The 19,379-nt window shown below is 32.1% G+C and carries 19 protein-coding genes and 1 riboswitch; of the genes, 14 read left to right on the top strand and 5 right to left on the bottom strand.

The annotated features are described in order from the left end of the window. Window positions 1-184 precede the first annotated feature (184 nt). Complete coding sequence (locus BLV40_RS10325) at window positions 185-340, top strand: DUF1540 domain-containing protein (protein ID WP_081810977.1); 156 nt, start codon at window positions 185-187, stop codon at window positions 338-340. 97 nt (window positions 341-437) lie between these two features. Here the strand turns inward: BLV40_RS10325 and BLV40_RS10320 are convergent, their stop codons facing one another. Next, window positions 438-935: a PadR family transcriptional regulator gene (locus BLV40_RS10320; RefSeq protein ID WP_026590945.1), complete on the bottom strand. Its 498-nt coding sequence runs from the start codon at window positions 933-935 to the stop codon at window positions 438-440. Between the two features lie 141 nt (window positions 936-1,076). On the opposite strand from BLV40_RS10320, the gene BLV40_RS10315 reads away from it, so the two are divergent. The 3 genes from BLV40_RS10315 (at window position 1,077) to BLV40_RS10305 (ending at window position 5,598) form a co-directional block, all read left to right on the top strand. Further along, window positions 1,077-2,288, top strand: coding sequence for a cytochrome P450 (locus tag BLV40_RS10315; RefSeq protein ID WP_090689572.1), 1,212 nt, complete (start codon window positions 1,077-1,079; stop codon window positions 2,286-2,288). Window positions 2,289-2,626: 338 nt separating this feature from the next. After that, window positions 2,627-3,487: an HAD family hydrolase gene (locus BLV40_RS10310; protein ID WP_090689569.1), complete on the top strand. Its 861-nt coding sequence runs from the start codon at window positions 2,627-2,629 to the stop codon at window positions 3,485-3,487. 329 nt (window positions 3,488-3,816) lie between these two features. Next, on the top strand, window positions 3,817-5,598 hold the full coding sequence (locus BLV40_RS10305; RefSeq protein ID WP_139265513.1) for a PAS domain-containing sensor histidine kinase: 1,782 nt from the start codon (window positions 3,817-3,819) through the stop codon (window positions 5,596-5,598). Between the two features lie 73 nt (window positions 5,599-5,671). On the opposite strand, the gene BLV40_RS10300 is transcribed toward BLV40_RS10305, so the two are convergent. Beyond that, window positions 5,672-6,352, bottom strand: coding sequence for an aspartate/glutamate racemase family protein (locus BLV40_RS10300; RefSeq protein ID WP_090689568.1), 681 nt, complete (start codon window positions 6,350-6,352; stop codon window positions 5,672-5,674). A gap of 157 nt (window positions 6,353-6,509) precedes the next feature. After that, a riboswitch (SAM riboswitch) is annotated at window positions 6,510-6,625 on the top strand. Window positions 6,626-6,762: 137 nt separating this feature from the next. Here BLV40_RS10300 and BLV40_RS10295 point away from each other — a divergent pair. The 4 genes from BLV40_RS10295 to BLV40_RS10280 all read left to right on the top strand — a co-directional run bounded on the left by BLV40_RS10295 (window position 6,763) and on the right by BLV40_RS10280 (window position 10,103). Further along, window positions 6,763-7,311: an ECF-type riboflavin transporter substrate-binding protein gene (locus BLV40_RS10295; protein ID WP_090689564.1), complete on the top strand. Its 549-nt coding sequence runs from the start codon at window positions 6,763-6,765 to the stop codon at window positions 7,309-7,311. Between the two features lie 10 nt (window positions 7,312-7,321). Beyond that, window positions 7,322-9,022 carry an ABC transporter ATP-binding protein gene (locus tag BLV40_RS10290; RefSeq protein WP_090689561.1) on the top strand — a complete coding sequence of 567 codons (1,701 nt, stop codon included), beginning with the start codon at window positions 7,322-7,324 and terminating at the stop codon, window positions 9,020-9,022. Continuing rightward, a complete protein-coding gene (locus BLV40_RS10285; protein WP_090689558.1) occupies window positions 9,015-9,842 on the top strand; it encodes an energy-coupling factor transporter transmembrane component T family protein in 828 nt (275 codons plus the stop codon). The genes BLV40_RS10290 and BLV40_RS10285 overlap by 8 nt, the downstream gene beginning before the upstream one ends. A 162-nt stretch (window positions 9,843-10,004) precedes the next feature. After that, complete coding sequence (locus BLV40_RS10280; protein WP_016115012.1) at window positions 10,005-10,103, top strand: YjcZ family sporulation protein; 99 nt, start codon at window positions 10,005-10,007, stop codon at window positions 10,101-10,103. 243 nt (window positions 10,104-10,346) lie between these two features. Here BLV40_RS10280 and BLV40_RS10275 read toward each other — a convergent pair whose 3' ends face one another. Then, complete coding sequence (locus BLV40_RS10275; RefSeq protein WP_026590937.1) at window positions 10,347-10,658, bottom strand: hypothetical protein; 312 nt, start codon at window positions 10,656-10,658, stop codon at window positions 10,347-10,349. A 676-nt stretch (window positions 10,659-11,334) separates the two neighbouring features. Here BLV40_RS10275 and BLV40_RS10270 point away from each other — a divergent pair. Continuing rightward, window positions 11,335-12,129 carry an alpha/beta fold hydrolase gene (locus tag BLV40_RS10270; RefSeq protein WP_026590936.1) on the top strand — a complete coding sequence of 265 codons (795 nt, stop codon included), beginning with the start codon at window positions 11,335-11,337 and terminating at the stop codon, window positions 12,127-12,129. Window positions 12,130-12,743: 614 nt separating this feature from the next. Here BLV40_RS10270 and BLV40_RS10265 read toward each other — a convergent pair. Continuing rightward, window positions 12,744-14,021: a sensor histidine kinase gene (locus tag BLV40_RS10265; RefSeq protein ID WP_026590935.1), complete on the bottom strand. Its 1,278-nt coding sequence runs from the start codon at window positions 14,019-14,021 to the stop codon at window positions 12,744-12,746. Window positions 14,022-14,121: 100 nt separating this feature from the next. Beyond that, window positions 14,122-15,009: a protein kinase family protein gene (locus BLV40_RS10260; RefSeq protein WP_090689555.1), complete on the bottom strand. Its 888-nt coding sequence runs from the start codon at window positions 15,007-15,009 to the stop codon at window positions 14,122-14,124. Window positions 15,010-15,123: 114 nt separating this feature from the next. Between BLV40_RS10260 and BLV40_RS10255 the strand changes: the two genes are divergently transcribed. The 5 genes from BLV40_RS10255 (at window position 15,124) to BLV40_RS10235 (ending at window position 19,117) form a co-directional block, all read left to right on the top strand. Beyond that, on the top strand, window positions 15,124-15,642 hold the full coding sequence (locus BLV40_RS10255; RefSeq protein WP_090689551.1) for a GrpB family protein: 519 nt from the start codon (window positions 15,124-15,126) through the stop codon (window positions 15,640-15,642). 203 nt (window positions 15,643-15,845) lie between these two features. Further along, window positions 15,846-16,073, top strand: coding sequence for a hypothetical protein (locus BLV40_RS29250; RefSeq protein WP_244525380.1), 228 nt, complete (start codon window positions 15,846-15,848; stop codon window positions 16,071-16,073). A gap of 236 nt (window positions 16,074-16,309) precedes the next feature. Beyond that, window positions 16,310-16,984 (top strand): response regulator transcription factor, encoded by a 675-nt coding sequence (locus BLV40_RS10245; RefSeq protein WP_026590931.1) that lies wholly within the window; start codon window positions 16,310-16,312, stop codon window positions 16,982-16,984. Then, complete coding sequence (locus BLV40_RS10240; RefSeq protein ID WP_090689548.1) at window positions 16,981-18,408, top strand: HAMP domain-containing sensor histidine kinase; 1,428 nt, start codon at window positions 16,981-16,983, stop codon at window positions 18,406-18,408. The genes BLV40_RS10245 and BLV40_RS10240 overlap by 4 nt, the downstream gene beginning before the upstream one ends. Before the next feature lie 109 nt (window positions 18,409-18,517). Then, window positions 18,518-19,117: an undecaprenyl-diphosphatase gene (locus BLV40_RS10235; protein WP_026590929.1), complete on the top strand. Its 600-nt coding sequence runs from the start codon at window positions 18,518-18,520 to the stop codon at window positions 19,115-19,117. The last annotated feature ends 262 nt before the right edge of the window (window positions 19,118-19,379 follow it).

Below are 19,379 nucleotides of genomic sequence, written 5' to 3'. Positions count from 1 at the left end.
AATCTCCTTTATCATTTATAAAATAATAAATCAATTATATAACAGAAAAAAAGTTTGAGGAAAATGTTTCTCTTGTCTAATTCTACATGATCATTCTTAAGCGTAGTATCAATACAAATAAAAAATAGAAGTATCATACCTCTCAAATTTGTTAATGATAAAAGAATAAGGAGGTGTGATACTTATGGCACAAGATGTTTTATGTGAAGTAAACAACTGTCAATTTTGGGGTAACGGAAACAAATGTAATGCAGAGGCAATTTATGTAGTGAGCCATAAAGGTAACAAAGCATCTACAACGGAAGAAACTGATTGCAAAACCTTCATTCCTGAAGCTTAAATAATAAGGGGTAACCGCAGGTGGTTGCCCTTTTAATAATTATAGTATTGATAATAAATTTCATTTTCATTCACTGTATTTTCTTTTTTGTAGTTTTCTATATTTTTTTCATGAGAGAAGTAATCCAAGCTAGTTCATGCTCAATGCGTGATTTACTTTGCTGTACGACTTCCGAAATAAAAAGTGATGTTTCAGATAAAGATTGAATAGATGTTAATTGTGTATATAGCACATTTTGACGAGTCGTTAAAACTTCTTTTCGAGCTTCGTAATCCAGCTTCTCAAACAATGCAACACGTACAAGAAATTCAGCATCATTAGAAGCTAGTTTCTCTGGAAACTCTCGCATCATTTCATAAAAGATTTCTTCACCCGTTTGAGTTAAGGCATAAATGTTACGGTTTGGTTTACCTATTTGTTGATGGACCTTTTTTGTAATTGCTCCCATATCTTCAAAACGCCGAAGAGCCGGATAGAGCATGTTATGATTGAGTTCAAAATTTTCTCCAAGACGATTTTGAATGTTTTTCTTTATTTCATAACCATACTTTGGTCCAGAAGTTAATTCTGCGAGTAGTAAAATATCAACATACATATGTATCCCCCCTAATTTTTTCTCAAGTTTTTATCCGTAAATATCTCCTTTATATATGTTAAAATAACATATGTTAGTCTGTACATCTTTGAACTGCCTACCTATTACTTTTTATTTTAATAGAAAAGGGAGGAAAGAACTATGAATTCGCCTGAAAATGTAATTTTGGTTCATGAAATTTCAAAGCTTAAAACAAAAGAAAAGCTGTGGAATCCTTATGAGTGGTATAAGCATATGAGAGAAAATCATCCGGTCTATTATGATGCGGAGCAAGATGTATGGAATGTCTTTTTATATGATGATGTGAACCGTGTTTTATCTGATTATCGCCTATTTTCAAGCAGAAGAGATCGTCGTCAATTTTCCATTCCTCCTTTAGAAACAAGAGTAAATTTAAATTCTTCTGATCCTCCAGAGCATCGAAACATTCGATCAATTGTTTCAAAAGCATTTACCCCAAGAAGTCTTCAGCAGTGGAAACCACGGATACAAGCAATTGCAAATGAACTTGTGCAAGATATGAATCATTTTGATGAAATCGATATTGTAGAGCAGTTTGCTGCACCTCTACCTGTAACTGTTATTTCTGATTTATTAGGTGTTCCAACAACAGACAGAAAACAAATTAAGATGTGGTCAGATATTTTGTTCATGCCATATAGCAAAGAGAAGTTTAGCGATTTAGATACACAGAAAGAAGTCACTTTACATGAATTTAAAGCCTACCTTCTCCCAATTGTTCAAGAGAAACGGTACCATTTGAAAGAAGATATTATTTCAGACCTGATCAGAGCAGAGTATGAAGGAGAAAGATTGACTGACGAGGAAATTGTTACATTTTCATTAGGACTATTAGCCGCGGGGAATGAAACCACTACAAACCTTATTATTAATAGCTTTTATTGCTTTTTAGTAGATGCACCTGGGGTATATAAAGAGTTAGGCGAAAGTCCAGAGCTGATTCCTAAAGCGATAGAAGAGGTGCTACGTTATCGTTTCCCAGTTACATTAGCCCGTACTATAACAGAAAATACAACAATATTTGGACCAAAAATGAAAAAAGGACAAATGATTGTTACGTGGATAAGTGCTGCCAATTTAGATGAGAATAAATTTCCGCAAGCAGATCGCTTTGATTTACATCGATCTGGAAATGAAAAACATTTAACATTTGGCAAAGGACCACACTTTTGTTTAGGGGCACCACTCGCTCGTTTAGAAGCTGAAGTTGCATTAACTACGTTTATTAGCAATTTTAAAAAGCTAGAGCTTTCACCATCCTTTCATTTAGCGAACTGTGTATTAGAGAATGAACAAACGTTAAAACAACTTCCTATTCTTTTGAAGGAATAAAGCGTATTAAAAAATGAAAACCCCTATTTTATGTAGGTGTTTTCATTTTTTTAATATGTTTTTTATAATATCTAAGATTTTTTCAAACGAATTAAAAAATATCTCTTGACATGAAACGCTTTTCATAAATTATAACTAAGTTGGGTTTGACAAAGTAAATATGGAAACGATACCTAATTTATCTGTTTATCCTACTATTTACGAACAAGAAGCCATCCAATTTCAGTGGAAGGAAATAGAGGAATCAACTGCCCATATAATCCTGATTCGTGAAGGCTACTAATTAGTGGTTTCACTTTATATGAGCATGTTTATTTATAGAAAGTGGTGACGAAACAATGAAACTAATTGCGATTGATTTAGATGGAACTCTTCTTTCAAGAAATAAAATGATTAGTAAAGAAAATGCAGAAGCGATTCAAAAATGTCAGGAGCAGGGGCATGTGATAGCGATTTGTACAGGACGTTCTATTGTCGATATTGAACGACTTTTACTGGAAGCGAATTTACAGTGTCCAATTATTGCAGAAAACGGAGCTCTTATTTATACGAATCAAAAAATGATGAAAAGATATCCAATTCAAAATAAACAAGCCTTTGAAATTGTCGAGTATCTTGAACAAAATCGTATGTATTATCAACTGTATACAGATCGAGGTGTATACGTTCCGGCGTATGGTGAAGAAAGTGTAAATCATGAAATAGAATGGATAAAAAGATCAAATAAAGATATGGATCAGCAAGAGCTTGAGGTCATCGCAGCACTGTATCTTGAACATACAGCATTTCATATCACAGAAAGCTGTAAATCAATATTAGCAGAAGAGGTTTATGTGCATAAGCTTTTACCATTTTCCTATAACATAGAGAAATTACAAAAATTAAAAAGGCATTTTCAACATAATACAGAGCTAGCAATTACTGCTTCATATTGGCATAATTTAGAGATTAACCATCGTGACGCTCAAAAGGGTAATGGTTTATATACTTTAGCTGAACATCTTAATATTCCGGTAGAGAATACCGTTGCGATAGGCGATGGTCTTAACGATATTTCAATGATGGAAAAAGCACATATGTCTATCGCGATGGGAAATGCAGTAGACGAAATTAAAAAGATTTGTCACTATGAAACACGATCGAATGAAGAACATGGTGTTGCACATGCTCTTTATCAATATGTCATAGAAAAAAAGTAAAAAAGAATCCACAAAGGATTCTTTTTTACTTTTATTAGGGGTAAGGTATTCTATGAGATTCATAGAAGCCTTATTACAGCTCATTATATAGAATATATTGGTAGTATTGTATATATTTTTAAATTATTTTGTGAATAATTTGTGAATTTTTTAATTCTATTACACGTATGGAAAGGCAGCTATATACCATTTTGAACACTTTTTAATTGAAAAATAAAATTTATTTGAATAATTATGCTCTTGCTATATACCTATGAGAACATTATTCGTATAATGGAGAAGCGTGATTAAAAATTGGTATTAAATTTACATATAGAGGTGGAAAGAGAATGAATGCTCGGCTATTGGAACTCATTGATGTGAACACAATAGAAACCATGGCAGAACAATTTTATAAATTAACAAACATTTCACATCAACTTCTTGATCAAAATATGGCATGTGTTTTTTCATTTGGTATGAATCGAGAAGAAAATAAACAACTTACAAAGATTGAAATTCCGTTTTTTTTACATGAGCAACATCTTGGTTCATTTGTTGCCTGTTCAATAAAAAATGACATTCTTACTTGTCAAAAATACTTCGAAATGCTTTCAAAACTCATTGTAGATAGTGCAATGAATAAACTTCAAAACCAAACAAAAAATATACATTTACTTTCTCAAAAAGAAGAACAGCTACACACAATCTTACAAAATATGCCCATTATGGTTGATGCTCTTGATAAAAATGGAAAATTTATATTATGGAACCGGGAATGTGAGCTCGTAACAGGTTATGCTGCAGAAGAAATCGTTGGGAATCCAAAAGCGCTTGAACTGCTATACCCTGATGAAAGTTATCGCAAGCAAATGCAAAAGAAATTTTCGGTTCGTGGAAAAAGTTTTCGAGATTGGGAAATGAATTTAACATGCAAAAATGGAGAAATAAAAACAATCATGTGGTCAAATATTTCAGAACAGTTCCCAGTACCTGGCTATAGCTATTGGGCAGTTGGAGTTGATATTACTCATCGAAAAGGAATTGAAGAGCAATTAAAGCAACAAACATCTGAACTAGAGCTTATTTTCAAAGCATTACCTGATTTGTGCTTTTTAACCGAGGCTGATGGAACAATTATAGATTATAAAGCCGGTTCGCCAGCTAAGTTTTACGTACCGGCAGAATCTTTTATGGGGAAAAAGTTTTATGAGGTCTTGCCTTCACCCGTTGCACAGCAATTTCGTGAAGCAATTCACCAAGTGCAGCATAAAGAATCAACTGTTATTGTTGAATACCCACTCACACTTAAGGGCAGTATTAGTTTCTTTGAAGCTAGATGTTTACCATTGTTAAAAGATAAGGTCATGATTATTGTCCGTGATATTACGGAACGTAAAAAGACTGAAGAGTTATTGAATAAATCAGATACACTTGCGGCAATTGGACAATTAGCTGCAGGGGTAGCCCATGAAGTCCGAAATCCATTGACTGTGATTAAAGGATTTATTCAATTATTTCAAATTAATCAAGCAGACCAAGATAAATATTTTGAACTTATGCTATCAGAAATTGAAAGAATTGAAGCTATACTTCATGAGTTTTTATCGATTGCAAAAACTGATGTTATTCCAACTGAAAAGAAGAATCTCTGTTTCATATTAAAAAATGTCGTTTCGTTAATCAATACGAAGGCAATCATGACAAATATTCAAATTAATCTTCATATAGAATCAAAAGAATTAATCATTGATTGTTGTGAAAATCAATTAAAACAAGTCTTTATTAATATTTTACAAAACTCAATTGAAGCAATGCCAGATGGAGGAGAAATATCTATTTACGTGAAAAAATCAGAGCGTGAGGACGTTATTATTAATATAGTTGATGAGGGCTTAGGAATTCCTGAAGAAAGAATAAAAAGACTTGGTGAACCTTTTTATAGTACGAAAGAAAAAGGAACTGGCATTGGGCTAATGCTCAGTTATAAAATTATTGAAAGTCATCAAGGAAGAATTAGCATAATGAGTGAGGTAGGAGTAGGAACATCAGTTACAATTTATTTACCTATGTTTCAAAGTGAGCAGGTTACTTCTCATTCAGCGATGCCATCTATAACAAAGGCTTTGTAATCGAGATTAATTTCCATTGACGGTAAAGAAAAGAGGTCATCTTATCACCCTATAAGATAGCCTCTTTTCTTTGTTATCCAGCGAATTGTACTGCAGTTTTAGCATGTAAAAAAGCAGTATCAAATACAGGAATAGAAAGATCTTTTTGTGAAATGAGTAACGGAATTTCAGTACAACCTAATAAAATTCCTTCTGCACCATTTTCAATAAGTTTTTGAATGATTTGTAAGAAACGTACTTTGGACTGCTTTGAAATAATTCCTTTACTTAATTCATAGAGAATGACATTATGAATGAAATTTCGGTCATCTTCTTTCGGAATCATTGTTTCAATTCCATAATTAGCTAATCTTGTTTTATAAAATTCCTGTTCCATTGTTTGTTTTGTTCCAAGTAAACCAATTCGTTTCACATCGTGTTCAACAATTTCTTCAGCACTTACATCACCAATGTGGAGAAGGGGAATAGAGATTGCTTGTTCTACTTCTTCCGCAAATTGATGTACTGTATTTGAGCACATAAGTATACAATCTGCACCAGAATTCTCTATTTTTTTTGCTACTTGAACGAGTTGTTTTTGCACTTCTTCATATTGTTGATTTTGTAATAAATTCGTCACTTCGCCAAAATCCATGCTATAAAGGACAAGCTTTGCATTTTGATTATACTGAGATAGAGTTAGTGTATTAATATGTTTATAATAAAGAGACGTTGATTCCCAGCTTAATCCACCAATTAATCCAATTACTTTCATGTCAAATCCCTCCCGTAAACATGCTTTATTTAACTTATTATTCCATAATTCCGATAAGAATACAATGTTTTAATTGTTTGTTTTTCGAAAAATAAAAATAGTGGGAAAAGCGTTGAAATTAATTCGCGTTAATGCAATAATACAAGTTACAAACGAATACTTATCTAGAGAGGTGGAGGGAACGGCCCGATGAAACCTCAGCAACCCTTATTTACTACAAAATAGGAAGGTGCTAATTCCGCAAAGGACATATTGTCTTTTGAAAGATAAGAGGATCATATATTCATATGCAAATGGCCTCTTATAGCAGAGGTCATTTTTTATTGGGAAGAAAGGAAGTGAAGGCTCATAATTCAATGTTTTTTTACATAGGACTAATAGAAACTCACTAAAATGAGAGGAGAATTTATATGAACAAATTATCTACAAAATTAGTCGTAGCAATTGGAATCGGTTCTGCAATATATGGTGTATTAGGTCTATGGGGATTTTCAATTGCACCAAACACATTTATCAAGCCTGCTTTGGCTATATTAACAATATTTGGTGCGATTTTCGGGCCATTTGCAGGACTTTTGATTGGTCTTATCGGTCATACGGTGACAGATACCATCGCTGGATGGGGAGTATGGTGGGGATGGGTACTTAGCTCAGGTATTATTGGATTTACGATGGGACTTGTACAAAAACGAACAAGTTTCAGTGTGAAAAATGGAATATTTCGTAATAGAGATATTTCATATTTTGCTATAACAGGTTTAATTGGGATTGTCATTGCAATCATATTTGCTGGTGCTTTTGATATTATCATTATGGGTGAACCTTTGGATAAAATTGTTATTCAAGTATTTGGTGCAACGATTGCAGATGTCCTTGTATTCTTAATTCTAGGTTTACCAATCACACTGGGATTAGCGAAAGCAAATAAAAAACATACACATTTGAAGATTGAAAAGTAGGGAGATTATTATGAAGCCGATTATTTCCTTTGAACAATTTACATTTCAATATAAACAAGTGACAGAACCTACTTTAAAGGATGTTACATTCCGTATTTACCCAGGCGAAAAAGTATTGATTGCCGGTCGAAGTGGATCAGGAAAGTCAACATTGGCCCATTGTATAAATGGGCTTATCCCTTTTTCATATGAGGGATCAAGTACTGGGAACATTTCAATATGTGGTAAGGATCCGCGAAAAGGTAGTATTTTTGAACAAAGCAAGCATGTAGGAACTATTTTACAAGATCAAGATTCTCAGTTTATTGGTTTAACCGTAGGAGAAGATGTTGCTTTTTCATTAGAAAACGATTGTGTAGAACAGGAGAAGATGAAGGCCGTTGTTATGGACTCACTACAGAAAGTACAGATGCATCCGTTTCATTCACGAAGCCCACATGAATTATCTGGTGGTCAAAAACAAACTGTTTCTCTTGCAGGACTGTTAACAACACATGCTGACATATTACTATTTGATGAGCCATTAGCAAACTTAGACCCCATGAGTAGTTTGAAAACAGTAGAACTTATACGAAAGGTGCATCAACAATTTAATAAAACAGTTGTTATTATTGAGCATAGAATAGAAGAAATACTAAAGTTAGACCTTGATAAAATCATATTAATAGAAGAAGGAAAAATTGTAGCAATTGATTCGCCAGAAAAAGTTTTACAAACAAACATGCTACAAAAAATAGGGTTAAGAGAGCCTGTATATATTGAAGCATTAAAAAATATAAAAATGAATACTTTAAATGAAGAATTATATCCAATTGAAACGCTAGATCATGAGAAAGTGAATAAAGCGATTAAGCAATGGATGTTACATTCTACTATGTCTAAAAAACAACCTAAAAAAGAAATCTTATGCGAAATAGAAAATATATCATTTTCATATCCGCACAAAGATTTTACATTAAGGGACATATCACTCTCTATACAAAGAGGAGAAATTGTAGCGTTATTAGGCCATAATGGTGCAGGTAAATCTACATTTGCACATACATTAACGGGAATGAACAAAACGAAGAAAGGAGAGATTGTATTTGATAATGAAAATATAAGTTCATGGTCTATCCGAAAGCGTGGAGAAGTGATCTCCTATGTCATGCAAAATCCTAATCACATGATTACACAATCTACTGTTTGGGATGAAGTTGCTTTCTCATTAAAATTAAAGAAAGTTTCTAGCGCAGAAATAAATAAACGAGTGGAAGAGGTATTGCGAATTTGTGGATTATATCCATTTCGAAATTGGCCAATCCAAGCGTTAAGTTACGGACAAAAAAAGAGGCTTACTATTGCATCGGTTTTAACAAGAGATCCGAAGCTTATCATCTTAGACGAGCCAACAGCAGGACAAGATTATTTTCATTATCAACAATTTATGTCCTGTATAAGTCTATTAGCGACACAAGGAATATCATTCATCTTTATTACACATGATATGAACCTAGCTTTAGAATATGCAGACCGTGCAGTTGTCCTCCATAAAGGGAAAATACTTGCTGATGGTACTGTTCCAAATGTATTAACAAATAGCGAAGTATTACAACAATCTAATTTAGAGGAAAGTTCGCTAATAACATTAGTAAAATTGAGTAAAGTCCCTTATCCAGAAGTTTTTGTACAAATGTATATGGAGGCAAAAAGGAGGGGAGATTATGAATAAATCAGATTTATTTTATATAGATAATTATACATATTTTCATCGTATGGACGGCGCGATTAAGATGTTGTTATTTATAATTTGGATGACTCTTACATTTATATTTTTTGATTTTCGTATTTTATTATGCTTGTTTTTCATTGGTTGTTTAGGGTTAGTGATTGCTAAAATCCCTTTAAAAAAAGTTGTAATTATATTTAGTGTTATTTTCACATTTAGTGTGCTAAATTCATTGATGATTTTATTGATTACACCAGCCCATGGATCTGAGCTAACTGGTACAAGTACAGCATTTTTGTATATTGGATATGCTACTATCACGTTTGAAACACTCTTTTATGCTCTTACGCTCTCATTAAAGTATTTTACATTATTACCATTTACACTTATTTTCATATACACAACGCATCCAAGTGAGTTCGCTAGCAGTCTATATAAAATTGGATTACCGTATAAGATTGCCTACGCGATAAATATCGCGCTTCGCTACATACCGAATATACAAGCGGAATATCAATTGATTAAGCACGCTCAAGAAGCAAGAGGTGTACCATTTGAAAGAGGAGAAGCGGATTTTTGGGAACGTATTAAAAACCGGATACTCATCTTTTGGCCACTTGTTATTCACTCTTTAGAGCGAATTGATACTGTTTCAAATGCAATGGATTTACGCGGATTCGGAAAAAAAGAGAAACGAACATGGTATTTTACAACAAAAGCAAAAAAAGAGGATTATATAGGATTCGTTATCGGCATTATCATTTTAGTATTTGCTATTTACCTAAAGTTTAATATTTTTAAAGGGTTTTGGTATCCACTTTAAGTTTCTCGATGTTATACAGATAAAATTTAGGCACTCGCGGAGTGTCTTTTTAAATTTAACCAAGACATGCTCAAAAATTATATAGAAACATACTGTATAATACCAACCCGTTAATAAACAATCAATTTATCCATTAGTTTTATACTAAAAGGAGGAGAAAACATGAGTTTCGGTGGTTCTTGTGGTTTTGGTGGAGGTTTTGCATTATTAGTTGTGCTATTTATTTTATTAATTATTGTTGGATGCAGCTGCTGGGGTTGAGGGTATTAAAAACTATCCATTTATTTAATCATTCGTCACAGAATTATGTAATTAGAAAAACTATTAAAGGTACTTTTTAGTATCAATACGAGATTCAATCCGAAAAAGGAGCTATCATGCTCCTTTTTATATTGAAATTTTACCGAAATAACAAAGTGAACCTTCAAAAAAATTGTTGAATTTACATACTTTTTCATTGTAAATATTTGTGATTAAAAGGCGAGTTTTTATTATTCACGATAGTTATTGGTTTTGATTCCCTGGTTTCTTTTGACTGTTAGGCATAATTTCATCGGCAAACTCTACATTTGTCAAATTTACTTTGGATGGAATAAATGTTTTTGTCGTATTTTGAACACCTTGGAATAAACGTTGAATAGGGTTCATCATATTTGAATTACGTGTTGCTACTACACTAAAAACTGTTCCTAATCCTAGTAAAGAGAACCAAATCCAGCTTCTATTGTTATTCCGTCTATTTCTAAATAATTTAAACATTTGCTGAGTTCTTCTTCCAGAATTGAATAGTGACATCAAGAAGTTAAGAGTATTCATTTTTTACCCCCTGTAAAAATAATTAGGAAAAAGAAACACTAAGTTTAATTCCATATGATTTATGTTGCAATATTTTATAGAAATTTATGATGCTAATTTATGCTAATATTTCTTAATTCTTTTTTCCTAAAAACCCTAAGTGTACTTGCAGGCTCCCTCATTCCAAAGGAAAACATGTACAGGTCAATTGGGTTTTTAGGATTTAAAGTTCATTTGTTTACATAATGTTTTTTAATCAATGAGATGAAGTATATTGAAAATGAGGTGAAAAGGAATGATATTCATTTTCTATGTCATTTATAGAACAAAATGCATTGTAATTTATTCTAAATAGTTGCCGGAATAGAAAAAAAGAAGTGCCACATAATAACAGAAATGAGTGAAGAGACACATCGTCAAGTGTACTACACTACACAAGGTTATTTATTGCATAACATATCATCTGTTTTTTAAACTAAATAAAAAGAAAAACTTGAGAAGCGACTAAATTCATTTTTTAAACGAGAATCGGCTTTAACGTTATCAGGAACGTATAACAAAATAATATTGACGCTTATAGCTAACAAATGGAAATACTCATGTACTAAAATGAATTTTAGTATGCATTGTTTTTAGAGATATCTTTTTCTAGAAAAAGAGTTGGAAATGATTTTAGATTGTTGAGGTGATTACATATATGCCAATGTTGAATGTGGACGGTAGTAGTCTGTATTATATCGTTAAGGGAAAAGGGGTTCCTATTGTTTTTATTCATCCTCCTGTACTTACTTGTGTGAATTTTGAGTATCAAATAGAGGAATTATCTCGAAATTTTAAGGTGATTGCTTTTGATATTAGAGGGCACGGAAGAAGTCAGTATTCAGAACAACCGATTACCTATCCACTGATTGCTGAAGACATTAGATGTTTGTTGGATCATTTGGAAATTAAGAAAGCATTTGTATGTGGATATTCGACTGGAAGCTCTATCGCATTAGAATTTTTATTGGCTTTTGCTGAAAAAGTGTTAGGGGCTATTCTAATTGGGGGAATGTCAGAAGTGAGGGATGGGTATCTAAAGAATAAGATTTCACTTGGCATGAAACTGGCAAAAGCGGGGGCAGTTTCATTTTTAGCATGGTCTATTTCATGGAGTAACTCAAATACACATAAATTGTTCATACAGATGTTTAAAGAAGCGCGAAAAGGGAATGCCAAAAATATCTGGCAGTATTATCGTTATAGTTTGCATTATAATTGTACGAATCAGCTTAGAAATATTCAGCATCCGGTTTTATTGGTGTATGGTAAGAAGGATAAAGTATTTTATAGTCATGCCAAATTATTGCATGAAAAATTGCCATGTAATGAATTAAAATTCATTGATCACGTAAAGCATCAAATCCCTACAAAAGCAGCGAAGTGCCTAAATGAAATGATTCAGCAGTTTGCTTTTATTCATACTGATATGAATCTTTTTATTTATCCATAAAAAAACATATTGATTTCGAAGTTATATGTGTTTATTGCTCCAAAGATTTAATGAGAAAGGAGCTACCATGCTCCTTTTTATAATTGATATGTTAAAGAGTAGGGATCATTCAAGAGTTATCTCTCCTAAATATGTTGAATTATTTTTGTATACTGGTGATTGATACTGATTGAGTCTTTTGAATGTAAAACCTAATCAGTACATATGTGAGCAGTGATACAACTATGTTAGGTAATAAAAAATGGAGTAAAGAAGGAATATCTACAAGATGGGGATAGTCAAGACCTTTTACAGGGATGAAAAACTGCTATCTTAATGGATCTTTTGGAAAAAATTTGATTGAGCGTGAAATTCCATCCAAAATGAAGTCAAATAGGTAGTAGAGCATCGATTTTATTTTTTGAAAAGCATATGCTTATACAAAGCCAGAGAATGCTGTTGTTAAAAAGATAAGGATTATTGGAACAAAACTTTCAAATAAACCGTAAGAAAACCAATTGAGGAAAGAGTAAGGCTCATCTGAAAAATGAATCCCTCGAACATTGTATATCCCATCAAAAACCAATATGTCTCCTTTATAGAGTCAAAAATAAAAAGGAGCATAGGAGCCCCTTTTAAATTAACATGTTAGTGTTTTTAGTAATCTCATTACTTTGTGGAAATGTAATCGTTAAAGTGGTTCCTTTATTAACAACACTATTTATATCTAAAGTACCATTCATCGTTTCAATAATTTTCAATGCAACCATCGTACCTAAACCTGTTCCTTTTGTTTTTGTACTAAAATAAGGTTCCCCAAATCGGTTGATTTGCTCTTGTGTCATACCAATTCCACTATCTTTAATGACAATAGTAATTTTGTTTTCACAAACAGATGATTTGACACTTAGTTTTCCGCCGTTTGGCATCGCTTCTATACTGTTCTTTATTAAGTTTAAAAAGCATTGCTGAAAATGTTGTGTATTCCCGGTGATGGAACCTGTTTCTAATTTCTCAGAAACATTTATAGAATTCATATTACATAATGGCATCATCATACTTATTACTCTTTTTAATTCTTGATCTATTACAATGTTATCAATTTTTTGTGATGCCGGCTTAGCAAATGTTAAGTAGTCATCAATGATAACCTGCGCGCGGTTTAGTTCTCCAAGAATATGTTCAATATATTGTTCGCGTGATTCTTGTGATAAATTTGGAGTTTTAAGGAGTTGAGTAAAGCCTTTTACTACGGTAAGAGGATTTCTTACTTCATGTGAAATACTCGCAGCAAGTTGACTCACAATCTCCATCTTCTCCATTTTTACTAGTTTTGACCGCATAATAACGGCATCTCTTAAAACTTCATTTATATACACAACAAATAACATGATAATAGGAGGCAGTATAATAAAATAAGCGATATATAATTTTGTAATTGGGAAATCCGATAAAACTACAGCGATAAAGGTTGTAAGTAAAGCAAGGAAAAAAGGTAAAATCATTGATATAATAAGCTTTTTTCTTCTGCTTAATTGATTGAATTTAGAAGAATAATAGGCAGTAAAAATAAGCATGGTAATATAAACAATAACTGTTAAAAAGTTAACACCGTAAAAAACAAACCGAATCAATAGCATGATAGATAATAAAGCAATTCCAACTGGTAAACCGCCATAAAGTGTACCTATTAAAAATGGGATTTGTCTCAAATCATGAACACAATTTTCATCGATGTATATAGGGAATTTCATGCATAAAATTAATGGTACACTAGTGCAAATAACAATAAGTGTTTTTTTGTATTTTTTGAAAAATATTCTATTATTATATAGAAAGTAAAAAACAAAGACGCTAATTAAAATGTAAAGCAAATTATTTAATACGTTTTGATTGATATATATAAAATCCATCTAGCATGCCTCATTATTGTAGTTTTCGATACTATAAGTTATTATACAGAAAAAACATAACTTCTTCATGTATTAATTATTTTACTAAAATGAAGGAGGATTACTTTTTCATACTCATTTTGTTACGCGCAAATTCCCATTCTAAATAAAACTCTTCAACTGATGTATAGCGTTGATTTCTATTTTTGTCTACCGCACGCGATACTACGTCATACAATTCTTTTCCTGCTTCCCATTTAGCGAAAGTGTGATTGCGTCCGCCTCCTAATAACACAAAAGCGGTTGCCCCCATATTAAATACATTTGTTTTCTCATCAATTACTGCGCCAAGCTCGAATTCCTCTGGTGACATAAATCGTGATGATCCCCAAAGTCTTCCCATTGTATTGATATAGGGTTTCTTTTTATATAAGTCGATATCACAAATTTTTATTTTGTTTGTTTTAAAATCATATAAAATACTTCCGTCATAAAAATCTATTGCTACATAGTTTTTTCTTTCAACATGTACATGGAAAGAAAAAATATGATCGAGTGAAGTAAGACGCTCTTCAATTGATAATTGTTTATAGCGATAAAATGGAGAATTTGGATCACTGTAATTTGTTGGTGTTGGAAATGAACAATGTGAATGAAGGCATTCTCCGTTAAACCAATTAAAGATTGCTACATAACCATTCTGCACTTCAAAATGGTCTATCAATTCAACTAAATAGTTATGTTTTAACTCTTCATAAAGTAACATAGCTTGTTTAAGAGTTACTATTGCATCTGCTGGATTTCCTGCATAATTCATTGTTTTTGCTCCAGCAAATTTAACAAGCATTTTCTTTCCATTTTTTTCGATACCACAGCAAATATTCCCTGAATCTTGTTGATCAAAGACTGCAAATATTTTTCCAAGACTGGCAAGCCAATTGAAGTCGTGTTGCTCTTTTAATTGAAAAGTGACATCATTTAAATGAATTGTAATCGGAATTCCGTTCATTTTGCACCTCGTATTCTATATAATTAGATTAAGTATTATTATATTCAAGAAAGATAATGAAAAAACCTGTTTTACTTAGTTAGAAGGCTAAGTAATTCAAATGGAAGGTGAAAAATGGATAAACAAATAACCATTGAACCATATAATATAAATTGGCATAAGGAATTTGTAGAAGAGAAAAAGAAATTTGTTGCACTACTAAAAAAAGAAATTATAGCAATCGAACATATTGGAAGTACGTCAATAAAAGGTTTAGATGCTAAACCCATCATTGATATGATGATAGGTGTTAAAAATTTAAATTTGGTTGATCGTTGGATAGAACCATTGCAAACAATAGGATATGAATATGTATTTCATAAGCACTTTCCACAGAGACGTTTTTTTAGAAAAGGGAAATGGAGAGCAGGGACACATCATTTACACGTCTATACGTACGGTGGTCAAGAGTGGAAGAACAATTTATTATTTCGTGATTTTATGAGAAATCATGAATGGGTACATATTGAATACAGACAATTAAAACAAGGGCTTGCCATGAAGTATCCATTTGATCGAGTGTCATATACTAATGCCAAAGAACCTTTTATTCAAAAGATCATTGCACTGGCGAAAGAAAATCTATACATATAAAAATTAAGGTGGGAAATTTGATTTTTAGTTCACATAAAGTATTTCTCATTTTATTCTAATCTTTCTTTCATTCTTTTTTCTTTTTTGATTGCTACAATTTGGAATGTAGTGATGTTTTGAAATTGAAAGAGGGATGCAAAATGAAGAAAATGTTCGGAAGTCAAATTTTTCATTTGTTTATAAAAGTTATAGGAGTTTGTGTTATGGTATATATCGCAAATTTTATGCTAGGAGATCAAATAGAATTAAAAAGTGTAAATAAAACTCTTGGATCTCTTGGTGAATATGGTACGATTGCAGCTATATCGCTTTGGTTTTTACACCATATTTGGTTATTTTTGCACAGAAATAAAATATCCAAATTTAAGTATATGAAAGAGTTATATATGTTAGCAAAGAAATATCATATGTTTATTGGTATGCTGTATTAGCTGTTGCAACAACACATGGAGTTTATTTTTTTATAAAGGGAAGTCACCACATGATACAGATTTACAGTGGTATATTTGCTTTTTGCATTTTAGTATTACTGAGCTCTGTTGGAATTCTTTTGAATAGGAGTAAAAACAGAAATAAATCGGTATTATATCGAAACTTACATCAAATGATTGCGATTTTATTTGGATTAGGATTGATAATTCATTTAATGCTATAGGAGGAATTAAAATTGCATCACATATTAATAATTGAAGATGAAGAAAGTTTAGCTGAATTTTTAGAATTAGAATTAAAATATGAAGGATATGCAGTAGAGGTACAATATGATGGGCGAAAAGGATTGGAAGCAGCCCTAGAGAAGAACTATGATATTATACTTCTTGATTTGATGTTACCGGGACTGAGTGGAATTGAAGTATGTCGTAGACTGCGTGCGACAAAGAATACTCCCATTATTATGTTAACAGCGCGTGATAGTATTATGGATCGCGTTACAGGATTAGATAGCGGTGCTGATGATTACTTACCGAAACCATTTGCAATTGAAGAACTCCTGGCAAGAATACGAGTTATATTTAGACGCGAACAAAAAGAAGAAAGTAAGTCAACACTATTGCTTGCTTTTAAAGATTTACAGTTACATGTAGAATCAAGAACGCTAAGAAAAAATGATGAGATCATTGAATTAACGAACAAAGAATTTGAGTTATTACTCACGTTTATGAAGAATATTAACAGAGTGCTTACACGAGATATACTTTTAGAGCAAGTGTGGGGTTACGATGCGATTGTGGAAACAAATATTGTTGATGTATATGTTCGCTATTTACGAAACAAATTACATGGGATAGATAAGGAGGAGTATATCCAGACTGTTAGAGGAGCTGGGTATGTGATGAGATGATTAAAGATTTTGTACAGCGCATTCGACACCTCCCGATAAAATGGAAACTAACTCTTTGGTCAACCACGTTATTATTTATCTTATTCGCTTTATATAATATTTTACAGTTTATTGTGATTAATCAGTGGGCAGTAGAATATGAAAAGAAACAAATGAACAGGCAAGTAAAAGAAATAGCAGCATATTTTACTGATAAAAAAGAAACACTTTCTAACCAAACGATTGAAAACAGTAAGGACTTTCTTAATAATATGAATGATAAGCATCAGATTATTCGAATTTTAGATAAAGATGGACAACCAGTTGTCTCAGTTTCTCGTGATTTTAATCCGAAGTGGACTTCTCCTAAAGCGGTTACTCAGCCTGAAACTTATATAAAGAGACACTTAGAAGATAGAATATTAATAGAACGGATGCCAATTCAAACAGCGACATTTAAGGGGACAATTGAGGTTGGGGAAAATTTAGAGGCCTTCGATCACTTGTTAAAAATTATTTTCGTTGTAATGGTTGCAGCTGGTATTGGTGGACTTATACTTAGTTTTTTAGGTGGGAGGATTATTGCTAAACAACTTTTATTAAGTGTTCAGAATATAACTGATACGATGAATCGAATTAAAACAAACGGATTAAAAGAAAGAGTTCCCGTACGAGAAAATAATGATGAACTTGCGAAGTTAGGCTTTCTATTTAATGAACTAATGGATGATGTAGAAAGGTCTTTTTTACAACAAAAGCAGTTTGTTGAAGATGCTTCACATGAACTTCGAACACCTCTTACAATTATTCAAGGACATTTATCCATGTTAAACCGTTGGGGAAAGGATGATCCTGTTATTTTACAAAAATCACTTCAATCTAGTTTGAAAGAAGTGGATCGATTGAATAAGTTAGTTTCAGAATTATTAGAGTTATCCAGAACAGAATCGGAGCAAATTCCTGCATCATCAGTCGAGCTTGTACATGTAAATACTGTGTTAAAACAAGTAATCCAAAATTTTGAAGTTCTTCAAACCGAATTTGAATTTGATATACAATTATATGCCGAAGAGGCTTACGCGGCTATACCAGCACCTTACTTAGAGCAAATAATAATTATCATACTAGATAACGCAATTAAATATACCAAAACAAATGATAAATACATTTGTATTCAAACGAATATACAAACTGAAAATATTATCATACGTATTATAGATCATGGCGTCGGAATACCCGAATCAGATTTACCATATGTACTTAATCGTTTTTATAGAGTAGATAAAGCAAGGAGTCGTAAGGAGGGGGGAAATGGCCTAGGGCTTTCCATCGCAAAACGACTTATAGAAAAATATAATGGAAATATTATATTAGAAAGTAAGGAAAAAGAAGGTACATCAGTTACAATTTCGTTTCCTTATGTCGCACATAAAAATGAGAAATAGATGAGAAAAGTTTTAAGGTATTTTCATATTGCTGTTGTATACTGTGTAAAGCGATAAAACTTGTACTTCTTTAAAGTACGAATGTAATGAAAATAAGGAGAGAGCGGGTATGAACTACACAGTATTTCAATGGATTAATAATTTAGCAGGAACCTCAAGCATTTTAGATAAGTTCATGATTATGATTACAAATAGCGCGCTTTATGTGGCAGCTCTTTTTATGCTTATTTTATGGTTTAGTAATGCAAAAAAAGAAATGGCAATTCAAAAACAATATACTGTTGTATATGCTGTTCTTACAGTTGGAGTTTCATTGTTATTAAATGTTTTTATTCATGCAGTATATTATCATGCAAGACCTTTTGTAACTTATCATGTTCATCAATTAGTACCACATGCAGTAGATTCATCATTTGTAAGTGATCATTCTGTACTCTTATTCTCAATAGCATTTACAATGTTATTGAGAGGAGAAAGGTTAAAATATATCGCATTAATTTGGGCAGTACTAGTTGGAGTTTCACGTATTTACGTTGGTGTCCATTATCCAGCAGATATAATTGGTGGAGCATTCCTGTCATTTATAACTTGTGGCATAGTAATGCAAAGTACACGAAAATTAGAGCCATTCATACAAATGGTATTTAGAATCTATGGATCCGTTTCGAAACGAATTCCATTATTATCGAAATATAATCATACACTTTAATCCTAGAAGTCACTAGAAAAGAACCTAATCATAAATGATAGGTTCTTTTTCATGCACATAAATGTTAATTTCACGCACTGTATTTAATTGGAAAATAAAGAATCAAATAAGATAGAAAAACATATTGGCTTATTGGGGGGCGAAAGTATCTGAACCTTATCTTTAGCATTTTTTGTAAAGCGCTTTCTACGCGAAGTTTAGGATATCTATTATGTACTAATCAACCATTCCGTTTCACGAAATTCCATCCCTAAGTAAGAGA

Source organism: Bacillus sp. 166amftsu, from assembly GCF_900107445.1.
Lineage (GTDB): Bacteria > Bacillota > Bacilli > Bacillales > Bacillaceae_G > Bacillus_A > Bacillus_A arachidis.
This window is presented reverse-complemented; position numbering and strand designations above follow the sequence as displayed.

Coding starts and splice junctions, on each gene's coding strand:
- BLV40_RS10260 (WP_090689555.1), bottom strand. CDS start 15,009: ATGAACGGAATTCCGATTACAATTCATTTAAATGATGTCACTTTTCAA.
- BLV40_RS10275 (WP_026590937.1), bottom strand. CDS start 10,658: ATGAATACTCTTAACTTCTTGATGTCACTATTCAATTCTGGAAGAAGA.
- BLV40_RS10280 (WP_016115012.1), top strand. CDS start 10,005: ATGAGTTTCGGTGGTTCTTGTGGTTTTGGTGGAGGTTTTGCATTATTA.
- BLV40_RS29250 (WP_244525380.1), top strand. CDS start 15,846: ATGGTATATATCGCAAATTTTATGCTAGGAGATCAAATAGAATTAAAA.
- BLV40_RS10315 (WP_090689572.1), top strand. CDS start 1,077: ATGAATTCGCCTGAAAATGTAATTTTGGTTCATGAAATTTCAAAGCTT.
- BLV40_RS10290 (WP_090689561.1), top strand. CDS start 7,322: ATGAAGCCGATTATTTCCTTTGAACAATTTACATTTCAATATAAACAA.
- BLV40_RS10325 (WP_081810977.1), top strand. CDS start 185: ATGGCACAAGATGTTTTATGTGAAGTAAACAACTGTCAATTTTGGGGT.
- BLV40_RS10235 (WP_026590929.1), top strand. CDS start 18,518: ATGAACTACACAGTATTTCAATGGATTAATAATTTAGCAGGAACCTCA.
- BLV40_RS10320 (WP_026590945.1), bottom strand. CDS start 935: ATGTATGTTGATATTTTACTACTCGCAGAATTAACTTCTGGACCAAAG.
- BLV40_RS10310 (WP_090689569.1), top strand. CDS start 2,627: ATGAAACTAATTGCGATTGATTTAGATGGAACTCTTCTTTCAAGAAAT.
- BLV40_RS10265 (WP_026590935.1), bottom strand. CDS start 14,021: ATGGATTTTATATATATCAATCAAAACGTATTAAATAATTTGCTTTAC.
- BLV40_RS10240 (WP_090689548.1), top strand. CDS start 16,981: ATGATTAAAGATTTTGTACAGCGCATTCGACACCTCCCGATAAAATGG.
- BLV40_RS10300 (WP_090689568.1), bottom strand. CDS start 6,352: ATGAAAGTAATTGGATTAATTGGTGGATTAAGCTGGGAATCAACGTCT.
- BLV40_RS10255 (WP_090689551.1), top strand. CDS start 15,124: ATGGATAAACAAATAACCATTGAACCATATAATATAAATTGGCATAAG.
- BLV40_RS10295 (WP_090689564.1), top strand. CDS start 6,763: ATGAACAAATTATCTACAAAATTAGTCGTAGCAATTGGAATCGGTTCT.
- BLV40_RS10270 (WP_026590936.1), top strand. CDS start 11,335: ATGCCAATGTTGAATGTGGACGGTAGTAGTCTGTATTATATCGTTAAG.
- BLV40_RS10305 (WP_139265513.1), top strand. CDS start 3,817: ATGAATGCTCGGCTATTGGAACTCATTGATGTGAACACAATAGAAACC.
- BLV40_RS10285 (WP_090689558.1), top strand. CDS start 9,015: ATGAATAAATCAGATTTATTTTATATAGATAATTATACATATTTTCAT.